Below are 11188 nucleotides of genomic sequence, written 5' to 3'. Positions count from 1 at the left end.
CCCGCACTTTTGGCCTTAACCAATCGGCGGCATATTCCATACCGGCTTCCTCGCTTACAGAATGGCTCAATACCATCAGCGCTGTTTTTTCACCTATGGCACGCCCGTCGCGTATGCGTTCAACGTTTTCCCATTCGCGTGTTTCGCCGCTTAATATCAAATCGGGTTTTAGGGCTTTGGTAGCGGCTATCTGGGCCCTGCTATCCATATAACCCAGGGCCAGGTATATTTTGCTGCAGGGTTGGTTCAAATCGCCTATCAGCCTAACCTGGGGTATATCCAGTTTTTTCTTAACCAGTACCAGTATGTCTTTTAAAGGCATAGGCTGTGGCAGGGTAACCATGCGGGGTACAGATAGGTCGTATTTATCCCATCCCAGTTTTATCAGGGTACCCATGTGTATACCGTCAACCGGTTTGTGCGCGTGCCAGTGGTCGTGCATGCGCCAAATGGCAATTTTATTTTTGTTTAGCAGGTCCATTTTATAATTAAACGCAGCATCGTCCTTTAGCCAGTCGGTAGCGTCATCATTATTATAGAAAGGAGTTTCGTGCGCTATGATCATGTTGGCACCCGCCTTAATGGTTTTGTTAATAACCTCAATAGTAGGAAACATAGTAGTAACTACTCCGGTAACCTCCTGATCGGCGCTTCCTGACCGCAGCTGGTCAACCGTGCGGGCAAACGGCGCGTTAGGGGTTTCTGATATCATGATATCAAATATTTGTTTGGGCGTATAACCGGCCGGTTTGGCCAGTGTTAAGCTTTTAGCTATGCCCGCGCCGGGTAACGATGACAATACAGCCGCGCCTGCCAGTAGCGTAGTGTTTGCCAGGAATTCTCTTCTCCCGGTCGAGTTTAATTTATCATGCTTGTCCATGTTATTAATTTTAGTGTATTTAATTGGTAGGGCTAAGCTAATAAAACAGGTGTATAATACCAATTAGTCGACGAAATCGTTGGGAAATTAAAAAAACCTTTTCAAAAATGGAAAGGTTTTTAACATGATCCTATTTGATTCGAACCCGAGATCAGATACAGGCATCCCGATGGCTTATGTTAACTCAATTATGCCCTGTTAGCAGCATTCCATTCTATCAATAAATATGGCATTGTTTTTTACCCGCGGATGTACCTCCGGTGCTTCATTGCCATATCCAATCAAAACAGCGAGTTGTATTTCTTCAGAGTGCGGTATTTCTAATTTATGCAGGATTGGCGTTTGTTCTGCGTACTTAGCTAATCCAACCGGGCAAGTATCTAATCCAAGCGATTTAGCCGCCAGCATCATGTTTTCTGCACACATGCCAACATCAAGCCCGGCCCATTCATAATTTTTGGGCGATGTGATAAAAATCACAACGGGTGCACCATGAAAAATAGGATCTTCTTTATCTATATGCAAAAGCTCGGGTGTGGTGTGTAGCAGCGTTTTGATCGTAACTAAAGGGTGCTTTAAACTTGATTTGACGGTAGATTTGAAAGCAATTTTAGCAATTGCTTTTGAAAACTCGCTGATAGTATCCTGGTGTGTTAAGATGTAAAATTTCCAGAGTTGGCTGTTCATAGCAGACGGCGCCATCCGGCCGGCATCTAAAACTTTTTCAAGCAGCTCATCGTCTATAGCGTCCGAAAGATATTTTCTGACTGCTCTTCTTTCATAAATTGTCTTCAGCGTTTCGGTGGCTGCTTTGTTAACTTCTGTTTCCATTATACAAGGAGTTTTAAATATTAGTGAATGCATCAGGGTACTGGCCCTCGTCTGGGTTTGGAGGATGGGGCAATACTGATGGTCTTTCATTGGGTTCAATATGCGGATCCTCCATAGGGACAGCCGGCACTAACGGTTCAGTAAATGGTGTCAGTTCGGGCTGTTTTTGCGGTTCAGGTATCTCCGTTGGTATGTTAGTATCAGGGTGTTTTTTAGTGTCCATGGGGTCATTGATTTATATCAAAGTAATAAAATGTAATGAATTTTTAACATGATTTAAATCAATATATTAACTGATAAAAATCATTATTAGGCTACACCGCGAAAGATAAATTTGTTAAAACTGCTGAGATATGAAAGATAAACTTAATCTGTTAGCTCTTGGCCAACCCGTTGATATACACAGTTACCAGCTAAATCAAAAAAGAGATGTTTAAAGACCGAACAGGCTAAACAAAAAAACCCTCTCCAAAAATAAAGAGGCTTTTAACGTAATCCCATTTGGATTCGAACCATAGACCACAGATTAGAAATTTGTTGCCCTATTGGGTTAAGGTATTCTTTAAACCATTTTATCCATTTTTGCTCTTATCGCATCAAACGATGGACACGATATTGTCCTATAGATTTTTATTATCCCGTATAGATACAATTGATTGGCTTTGTTTATTTCAATGTCTTAATTTAGAGGAAAATAAAGTAAGCCCATCAATTATATAAACCTGCTTATAAAATGGAAAAAGAATCAAATGATATCAGCAAATGCCCGTTCCACAACGGCAGCATGAAACATAATGTGGCCGGCAGCGGCACCGGCAACCGCGATTGGTGGCCCAACCAGTTAAAGTTGAATATATTACGACAGCATTCGGCTTTATCAAACCCGATGGATGATAGCTTTAACTACGCCGAAGCTTTTAACAGTCTTGACCTGAAAGCCGTAAAACAAGATCTGGGTACTTTGATGACCGACTCGCAGGATTGGTGGCCGGCAGATTTTGGGCATTACGGTCCGCTGTTTATCCGTATGGCCTGGCATAGCGCGGGTACTTACCGCGTTACAGATGGCCGCGGCGGGGCAGGCGAGGGGCAGCAGCGTTTTGCACCGCTTAATAGTTGGCCGGATAACGTGAGCCTTGATAAGGCACGCCGGCTGCTTTGGCCCGTTAAACAAAAATATGGCCGCAAAATATCATGGGCCGACCTGATGATACTTACCGGCAACGTAGCGCTTGAATCAATGGGTTTTAAAACCTTTGGCTTCGCCGGTGGCCGTGCCGACGTTTGGGAACCCAACGAGGATGTTTACTGGGGATCAGAATCTACCTGGCTGGGCGGCGATCTGCGTTATGCCGATGGTTCGCCGGGTGTTGAAGCCGCGCATGGCGTGGTATCAGCTGATGATAAAGCCGATGGCGATGTGCATACCCGCAACCTGGAGAAACCCCTTGCCGCTGTGCAAATGGGCCTGATATATGTAAACCCCGAAGGCCCCGACGGTAACCCCGACCCTATAGCTGCCGCAAAAGATATACGCGATACATTTGGCCGTATGGCGATGGATGACGAAGAAACCGTGGCTTTAATAGCCGGCGGACATAGCTTTGGCAAAACACATGGTGCGGCAACATCTGACCATGTGGGCAAGGAGCCCGAGGGCGTTGACCTGGAGATGCAGGGCCTGGGCTGGAAAAACAGCTTTGGTACCGGCACAGGTGCTGATGCCATTACCAGTGGGCTGGAAGTAATATGGACAACTACACCAACCCAATGGAGCAATAACTTTTTTGAGAACCTGTTTGCCTTTGAGTGGGAACTTACCAAAAGTCCGGGTGGTGCGAACCAATGGGTAGCCAAAAATGCAGGGGATATTATCCCGGATGCGTTTGATGGTTCAAAAAAACACAGGCCCACCATGCTGACTACAGATTTGGCTTTAAGGGTCGATCCAACTTACGAAAAAATATCACGTCGTTTTTTAAATGAGCCTGATGCTTTTGCGGATGCTTTTGCAAGGGCCTGGTTTAAACTTACCCACCGCGATATGGGTCCGCGTGCCCGTTACCTGGGTCCTGAAGTACCGCAGGAGGTATTATTATGGCAGGATCCTATCCCGGCTGTAAACCACGAACTGATAGACGAAAACGATATTGCTGCTTTAAAAGGTAAGATACTGGCATCTGGCTTAAATGTATCCGAGCTGGTATCAACCGCATGGGCCTCGGCATCAACCTTCCGTGGTTCTGACAAGCGCGGTGGTGCCAACGGCGCGCGCATCAGGCTGGCACCGCAACGTTACTGGCAGGTAAATAACCCATCGCAACTGCAAAAAGTATTAGGAGTTTTAGAGGGTATACAAAAGGAGTTTAATGCAGGTGGTAAAACAATTTCGCTAGCCGACCTTATTGTATTAGCCGGTTGTGCAGGTGTTGAAAAGGCGGCTAAAGATGCCGGAAACCATATAACTGTACCATTTAAACCGGGCCGTATGGATGCCTCGCAGGAGGAAACCGATGTAGAATCATTTGGTTACCTGGAGCCGCTTGCAGATGGTTTCCGCAATTACCGTAAGTCGCGGTCAATGGCATCAACCGAAGAACTGCTGATAGATAAAGCTCATTTACTAACCTTTACCGCGCCCGAGCTAACCGTGCTGCTGGGTGGTTTGCGTGTTTTAAATATCAACTACGATGGTTCAAAACGCGGCGTATTTACTAACCGTCCGGGCCAGTTAACCAATGATTTCTTTTTAAATTTACTGGATATGGGTACCGCCTGGAAAGCCACATCGCCCGACAGGGAGCTATATGAAGGTACCGACCGTAACACCGGCCAGGCCAAATGGACCGCTACCCGCGCCGATCTTGTATTTGGATCGAACGCCGAGCTGCGTGCCGTTGCCGAAGTATACGGCAGTAGCGACGCTCAAGGTAAATTTGTAAAAGATTTTGTTGCTGTATGGGATAAAGTAATGAATTTGGACAGGTTTTAATAAGCAGCCGTCTTATTGAATACAAAAAGCCTCTCAATTACTTGAGAGGCTTTTTATTTGTGATCCCATTTGGATTCGAACCAAAGACCTACAGATTAGAAATCTGTTGCTCTATCCAGCTGAGCTATAGGACCAGCCTGCACCGATATTTTGTATCAGAGCGCTGCAAAGCTAATAAATATGCTTAAATCAGGCAATGCAAATTGTATTTTAATTAGGGTTTTTTGCGGTGTGAACACCTGCAGGCAGTTTAAACATAGTATTATCCAGCTTCATAGGTTTAATTTGTGTAGCCGTACTTTCAACAGCATACTGCGCCGTTTCAACGATCATTTTTAGTGGTATAGCATGAGCCATTGATAGATAAAAGGCGAAATTACCGAATTTATGTTTCTCAAAAAGCTTGTAATCAACAGGCAATTTGCTGGTGAAATAATATTTCTGCACCCCGCTTTTACAATTTAATATCAGCTCGTCACATTTATAACCTAATAGTTCAATAACGCCTTTGTTTAATTGGCTGCTAATCACCTCGTCATCATTTTCGGCGCCGTCATTCCAAATAACAGTTTCAGAATTATGTGATTTGCTATATAGTCTGTTTTCGGGGTTAATATAAATTTGCCATTGAACAAGCGTTCCATTAGTTTCTGATCTGTATGCCCCATCTTTAATATAATAGTTTTGTGTAGTACCCATCATCGCGGTAAATTTTTCGTCTGTTAATGATGGCATTTTGCTCTTATAAGTGTTATTGTAAACAATTTCACCTTCAAACGATTGTGCGAAGCAAAGAAGTCCGGAAAGGGTTAAAAGTAGTGTAAGGAATAAGTATTTCATCTGTTTTTTTTAATCTAAAGTAGCATTTTATGTACAACATAATACATAGCGATAACTATCTGTACTCAAAAATAATTATTATCTTTCAGTCATGATTTTAATTGCTGACGGAGGCTCCACCAAAACCAACTGGTGCCTGGTTACTGACGACCATAAAAAGGTGTACCTTAATACCGAAGGTTATAACCCTTATTTTGTAAGTGAAGAATACATTACCCAATCGCTTAAAGAAAACTTACCTGCCGATTTGGAAATTGGAAAAATTACCGAAGTTAACTATTACGGCGCAGGCTGCTCTACCGATGATATGCGTGCGCATGTGCAACGTGCCATGCAACTGGTATTTACCAAAGCCAAAGTAAACATAGGGCATGATTTGTTGGCTGCCGCACGTGCGGTATTAGGCAAACAGCCGGGCTTTGCTGCTATATTAGGTACCGGCACCAATACTTGCTTATATGACGGTACCAATGTGATACAGAATATTGACTCGGGTGCTTATATTTTAGGTGACGAAGGCAGCGGCTGCTATATAGGCAAAAAATTATTAACCGACTATTTGCGCGGCTACATGCCCGACGAGGTGCGCAAACTTTTTTGGGAAACCTACCACCTTACACCCGATGATGTTAACGAAGAGGTTTACACCAAGCCCCTGGCTAACCGTTTTTGCGCGCAGTTCAGTAAGTTTGTGTATGATAATACTGCCAATATTGCCTACAGTCGTAACCTGGTAAAAACATCATTCGAGGATTTTTTTAAAAACCTGGTTACCCATTACCCAAATTACCAAAGCCATAGCTTTAACTGTATAGGCTCGGTTGCTTATAATTTCAGAAACGTGTTAGAAGAAGTTGTTGCCGAAAACGGCATGCAACTGGGTAACATCATCCGCTCGCCAATTGATAATTTGGTGAAGTATCATTTGGAGGATAGAGATTAGTGATTTGTTAATTAGTGATTAGTCCTATCAGGTTGCGAGCTTCAAAAACTAATCTCTAATCACCAATCACTGATTAACTAAGTTCCGACTGAAATATCTTGTTATACTTGCGCCTGTCAAATTTATACAGGTTAGCCGCGCGGTACGATACGCCTTTTTGTTTTTCGGGCAAGGGTTTTAAAAATCCGTAGCTCAGCATTTTTTTGCGGAAGTTACGTTTATCCAGTTTTTTATTCAGGATAGCCTCATAACATACCTGCAATTGGGTAAGGGTAAATTTTTCGGGCAATAACTCAAATGCTATAGGTTGATAGCTTAACCGGCGGCGCACTTTGTTAAGGCTGCGGTTAAATATCTCGCTATGGTCAAACGCCAGTTTAGGCAGGTCATTAATAGGGTGCCAAAAAGCCTTACGCGCAAACTGGGTAACCGGGCGCAGTTCTTTTTGCCCGGTAAGGCGCAGTAAAGCATAGTAAGCAACGGTTATAACACGGCCCTGCGGGTGGCGGTGTACCTCGCCAAAAGTATGAAACTGCTCCATGTGCAGGTCGCGTAGGCCGGTCAGTTCATATAAAATACGCTCGGCAGCATCGTCAACGCTTTCTTCCTGTTTAATGATCGATCCTGGTAACGCGTGCCAATCCTTAAACGGTTCTTCGTTACGCTCAATCAATAATATTTTAAGCACGCCTGCTTCAAATCCGAAGATCACGCAGTCAATTGAAAAAGCAGAGTCAAATGCGGGTAGTTTATCTTCCAAACCGTGTTGTTAATTAAGTTATTGCTAAAAATAAAAATTGATACGTTATTTACAGCGTAAAAATAAAGTAAAAATAAATTTAATGGTGTAATTTTTACACCTTATCTTCGTGCAAAGTATTTAAAGGTGTAAATATGCATAAAATTTCAAAACTTGGTGTCCTCACTTCAGGCGGCGATGCGCCCGGGATGAACCCTTGTATAAGGGCTGTTGTGCGTACCGCTATCTACAATGGGATACCGGTAGTTGGTGTGCGGCAAGGGTACAAGGGTATGATTGAAAATGATATGTATGATATGGAAACACGCTCGGTAAGTAACATACTTAGCCTTGGGGGAACCATATTAAAAACAGCACGCTGCCTTACGTTCCATACTGATGAGGGCATGGAAACAGCCTATCAAAACTTAAAAGCGCGTGGTATTAACGCGCTGGTGGTAATTGGCGGCGATGGTACTTTTACCGGTGCTTTAAGGTTTTCAAAAAAATATCCTGATATAGCCGTTATGGGCATACCGGGTACTATTGATAACGATTTATACGGTTCAACCTATACATTGGGGTTTGATACCGCTACCAACACCGTTATTGAAGCTATTGATAAGATACGTGATACCGCCGACTCTCACGACCGTTTGTTTTTTATTGAAGTTATGGGCCGCGACTCGGGCGCTATTGCTTTACGCGCGGGTATATCATGTGGTGCCGAAGCTATTTTGCTCCCGGAAAAATATACTGCCATTGATGATTTGATCAAACAGTTAAAAAGCGGCGAATCCAACAAAAAATCATCAAGCATTGTAATTGTTGCCGAAGGCGATAAAAGCGGCGGTATTTATGACCTTGCCGAAGCGGTACAAAAGGAAGTAAAAAATTACGATATAAAAGTTACCATACTGGGCCACCTGCAGCGCGGTGGCAGCCCAAGCAGTTTTGACCGTGTTTTGGGCAGCAGGCTGGGTTATGCCGCAGTTAATGCACTTATTAAAGGGCATAGCCAAAAAATGGTGGGCCTTGAGGCCAATCATATTAAAATAACCTCGCTGGAAGAGGCGCTTAACCAACATGAATTTAAGTTGGAAGAAGATCTTTTAGAAATGGTTGATGTATTATCCATATAAATGATTGCAGTAATATATAGCGGATCAAACCATGCCGATTGGCGCTTAGCTGATAAAGGGAGAACTATAGCTTCTTTTAAAACCAGCGGTATCAATCCATATTTTGATGATGAGAAGCATATACTGCAAATTTTAAACAAGAATATTAACCTTATACACCATGCCGAAGAAATAAAACGTATTTACTTTTTTGGTGCGGGCTCATCGTCTGATGAGATGAAGGCGGTTGTGCATGATGCATTTGCTGCATTTTTTAAATTCGCCAAAATTACCGTATCGCATGATATTGAAGGGGCGGCCATAGCCTGCTGTAAAAATATGCCCGGTATTATCGGCATATGCGGCAGCGGATCAAACGCGGCATGGTATGATGGTAAAAAAATTAAGCCTAACAATTATGGTTTAGGTTATATTTTGGGCGATGAAGGCTCAGGCAACTGGCTGGGAAGGCAGCTTATTAAAAGTTTTATGAACGAAACCCTGCCCGAGGCTATCCGCACAAAATTTACCAAACGTTATGATGCCGACCGCACTAACCTGTTGGAAAAGGTATACCGCGGAAAGCAGCCTGCTTTGTTTTTAAGTTCATTTACTGATTTTTTTATTGATAATCAGGATGAGCAATATCTTAAAAGCGTCATAAAAAATGGTTTTGATAGGCTAATCAACACTTACTTGTTACCTTTACACAAACAATACCCGCAAGCGCCTTTACATTTCGAAGGCTCAGTAGCCTTTGCTTTTCAGGATCATTTGCGGCAGGCTGCGGCAGATGTAAAATTAGAAATCACACATATTATTAAAGAACCTATAAATAATTTATTAACCTTCTATTCAAATAAAAATTAAAAATCATGAAAATAGGAATTAACGGTTTCGGCCGTATTGGCCGTTTGGCTTTTAGGGCTGCAATCGACAGACCAGGTGTTGAAATTGTTGGTATTAATGACCTTGTTGAGCCGGATTACATGGCTTACATGTTAAAATACGATTCAACTCACGGTCAGTTTAAAGGTACCATTGCTGTTAAAGATGGCCATTTGGTTGTTAACGGCAAAACCATACGCGTAACTGCCGAGAAAGATCCGGCAAACCTAAAATGGAACGAAGTAGGTGCCGAGGTGATCATTGAATCAACCGGCTTGTTTTTAACTATCGAAAGCGCACAAAAACATATTGATGCAGGTGCTAAAAAAGTGGTTATGTCAGCTCCGGCTAAAGACGATACCCCTACATTTGTAATGGGTGTTAACCACAAACAACTTAAAGCCGATCAAACTATCGTATCAAACGCTTCATGTACTACTAACTGTTTAGCACCAATTGCTAAGGTATTAGATGATAAATTTGGTATTGAAGAAGGTCTAATGAGCACTATACACGCGGTAACCGCTACCCAAAAAACAGTTGACGGCCCATCGGCTAAAGACTGGAGAGGCGGCCGTGGTGCTTACCAGAATATCATCCCTTCATCAACAGGTGCTGCTAAAGCGGTTGGTTTAGTGTTGCCTCAGCTAAAAGGTAAATTAACAGGTATGTCATTCCGTGTTCCGGTTGCCGACGTTTCTGTAGTTGATTTAACTGTACGCTTAAAAACTCCTGCTACTTACGAGGATATCAAAGCAGCTATGAAAGCAGCTTCAGAGGGAGAGCTTAAAGGAATTTTAGGTTATACCGAAGACGAAGTAGTATCTGAAGACTTTAAGGGTGATGCACGTACCTCCATATTTGATGCTAAAGCCGGTATTGCTTTAAATAACAACTTTGTTAAAGTAGTATCATGGTATGATAACGAGTGGGGCTACTCAAACAAATTGATAGACCTTGTACAAGAAGTCGGTAAATTATAAATAACCACATCTTACCGTATAATTAGAAGCCTCCCCTTGGGGAGGCTTTTTTTGTGCGAAAAGATTTTCGGGTTATGTACTTTGGCACGGGGTGGTTTTAGCTATAAAACTTGCCAAGCCTATTCAAAATGATGGTTTGGCAGTGCTTTGTCAGTCTTTTTTTAAGTAATTTTGGCAGAAAATAGCCACTTGTCATGTTTTATGACAAATTGGCAAAAAATATTTTTTTAATTGGTTTGTCATTCGCTTTTCAAAATAATCGGTATGTTTTTTTCTGATGTGCGCTTTTTCATCAAAAAATAGTGGTTTTGCGTTAATTTTTTACCGAACAATGTGTTTTCGGGGTCAAAAAGAGATCAAAAAAGGATTTTGTCAGTTATTTTGATGGATAATTCGTGCTTTTTTACGAAAAACGTATGATATTATTTTTTTTAGCCCCATTTTTTTTATTGCCTTTTATAAAGTTCAGATTTAAAATATCAGCCTTTATTTTTTGCAGATGTTTTTTTTAAATTGATGATTTTAGAAATTAAGTAAAAAGCACCACTTTTTTTATGGCATATTTTGTGACGCATACGTCCTCAGAATATGCATCGTTCTTACATTCTTATCCTTAAAATTATAAAGGTTAAAGGATAATGTGCCAGAGTGATACTTATCAATAAAAGTTCATTAATTAATCAAATAAAAAATTTAGACCATGTTAACCGTATTAGAAGTTGTAGCATTAATCGCAGTTATTGTATTGCCTTTATCTTATCAAGGTAAAAAAGCTAAAGCGTAATTAAATTACTCTACACAGCATAAAAAAGGCCTCCCTGATTGGGTGGCTTTTTTTTATGGATTTCTGCCGTCCTGAAATAAGTTGACCCCAAATCAACTTAAATATGAAAAAGCAGGAACAACCACCCAAGAAACGCACTCAGCGGGATTACAGCATGGCCTTTAAATTGCAGGTCATTGGAGAAGTA

10 protein-coding genes and 1 tRNA gene are annotated in these 11188 nt (G+C 42.0%); 5 read left to right on the top strand and 6 right to left on the bottom strand.

Translation table 11 applies throughout. The annotated features are described in order from the left end of the window. The 3 genes from ABI367_RS07780 to ABI367_RS07770 form a co-directional block, all read right to left on the bottom strand. Nucleotides 1–880, bottom strand: an 880-nt coding sequence (locus ABI367_RS07780; protein ID WP_462228326.1) for a Nif3-like dinuclear metal center hexameric protein, incomplete at its 3' end; no start/stop codon positions are given. Between the two features lie 198 nt (nucleotides 881–1078). Beyond that, complete coding sequence (locus tag ABI367_RS07775) at nucleotides 1079–1711, bottom strand: nitroreductase family protein (RefSeq protein WP_462228325.1); 633 nt, start codon at nucleotides 1709–1711, stop codon at nucleotides 1079–1081. A 13-nt stretch (nucleotides 1712–1724) separates the two neighbouring features. Further along, nucleotides 1725–1934, bottom strand: a complete 210-nt coding sequence (locus ABI367_RS07770; RefSeq protein ID WP_462228324.1) for a hypothetical protein — start codon at nucleotides 1932–1934, stop codon at nucleotides 1725–1727. Nucleotides 1935–2444: 510 nt separating this feature from the next. Here ABI367_RS07770 and katG point away from each other — a divergent pair. After that, complete coding sequence (gene katG / locus ABI367_RS07765; protein ID WP_462228323.1) at nucleotides 2445–4703, top strand: catalase/peroxidase HPI; 2259 nt, start codon at nucleotides 2445–2447, stop codon at nucleotides 4701–4703. Between the two features lie 60 nt (nucleotides 4704–4763). Here the strand turns inward: katG and ABI367_RS07760 are convergent. After that, a tRNA-Arg gene (locus ABI367_RS07760) sits at nucleotides 4764–4837 on the bottom strand. A gap of 76 nt (nucleotides 4838–4913) precedes the next feature. Further along, a complete protein-coding gene (locus ABI367_RS07755; protein WP_462228322.1) occupies nucleotides 4914–5543 on the bottom strand; it encodes a hypothetical protein in 630 nt (209 codons plus the stop codon). Between the two features lie 91 nt (nucleotides 5544–5634). Here ABI367_RS07755 and ABI367_RS07750 point away from each other — a divergent pair, with 91 nt between their 5' ends. Further along, on the top strand, nucleotides 5635–6486 hold the full coding sequence (locus ABI367_RS07750) for an N-acetylglucosamine kinase (protein WP_462228321.1): 852 nt from the start codon (nucleotides 5635–5637) through the stop codon (nucleotides 6484–6486). Between the two features lie 73 nt (nucleotides 6487–6559). On the opposite strand, the gene ABI367_RS07745 is transcribed toward ABI367_RS07750, so the two are convergent. Further along, the gene (locus ABI367_RS07745) at nucleotides 6560–7246 is read right to left on the bottom strand and encodes an NUDIX hydrolase (protein WP_462228320.1); all 687 of its coding nucleotides are present in this window, start codon (nucleotides 7244–7246) and stop codon (nucleotides 6560–6562) included. A gap of 134 nt (nucleotides 7247–7380) precedes the next feature. On the opposite strand from ABI367_RS07745, the gene pfkA reads away from it, so the two are divergent. Genes pfkA through gap form a run of 3 tightly spaced genes read left to right on the top strand, consistent with a single transcriptional unit; the run spans nucleotide 7381 to nucleotide 10217 of the window. Next, nucleotides 7381–8367, top strand: coding sequence for a 6-phosphofructokinase (gene pfkA / locus ABI367_RS07740; protein ID WP_462228319.1), 987 nt, complete (start codon nucleotides 7381–7383; stop codon nucleotides 8365–8367). Next, on the top strand, nucleotides 8368–9216 hold the full coding sequence (locus ABI367_RS07735) for a hypothetical protein (protein ID WP_462228318.1): 849 nt from the start codon (nucleotides 8368–8370) through the stop codon (nucleotides 9214–9216). A 5-nt stretch (nucleotides 9217–9221) separates the two neighbouring features. Then, a complete protein-coding gene (gene gap, locus ABI367_RS07730) occupies nucleotides 9222–10217 on the top strand; it encodes a type I glyceraldehyde-3-phosphate dehydrogenase (RefSeq protein WP_462228317.1) in 996 nt (331 codons plus the stop codon). Nucleotides 10218–11188 lie beyond the last annotated feature (971 nt).

The sequence above is a fragment of the Mucilaginibacter sp. genome (assembly GCF_039935595.1).
Lineage (GTDB): Bacteria > Bacteroidota > Bacteroidia > Sphingobacteriales > Sphingobacteriaceae > Mucilaginibacter.
This window is presented reverse-complemented; position numbering and strand designations above follow the sequence as displayed.

Bases quoted from the DNA above. Each gene is read 5' to 3' on its own strand.
- ABI367_RS07775 (WP_462228325.1), bottom strand. From the start codon at position 1,711: ATGGAAACAGAAGTTAACAAAGCAGCCACCGAAACGCTGAAGACAATT.
- ABI367_RS07770 (WP_462228324.1), bottom strand. From the start codon at position 1,934: ATGGACACTAAAAAACACCCTGATACTAACATACCAACGGAGATACCT.
- katG (WP_462228323.1), top strand. From the start codon at position 2,445: ATGGAAAAAGAATCAAATGATATCAGCAAATGCCCGTTCCACAACGGC.
- ABI367_RS07755 (WP_462228322.1), bottom strand. From the start codon at position 5,543: ATGAAATACTTATTCCTTACACTACTTTTAACCCTTTCCGGACTTCTT.
- ABI367_RS07750 (WP_462228321.1), top strand. From the start codon at position 5,635: ATGATTTTAATTGCTGACGGAGGCTCCACCAAAACCAACTGGTGCCTG.
- pfkA (WP_462228319.1), top strand. From the start codon at position 7,381: ATGCATAAAATTTCAAAACTTGGTGTCCTCACTTCAGGCGGCGATGCG.
- ABI367_RS07735 (WP_462228318.1), top strand. From the start codon at position 8,368: ATGATTGCAGTAATATATAGCGGATCAAACCATGCCGATTGGCGCTTA.
- gap (WP_462228317.1), top strand. From the start codon at position 9,222: ATGAAAATAGGAATTAACGGTTTCGGCCGTATTGGCCGTTTGGCTTTT.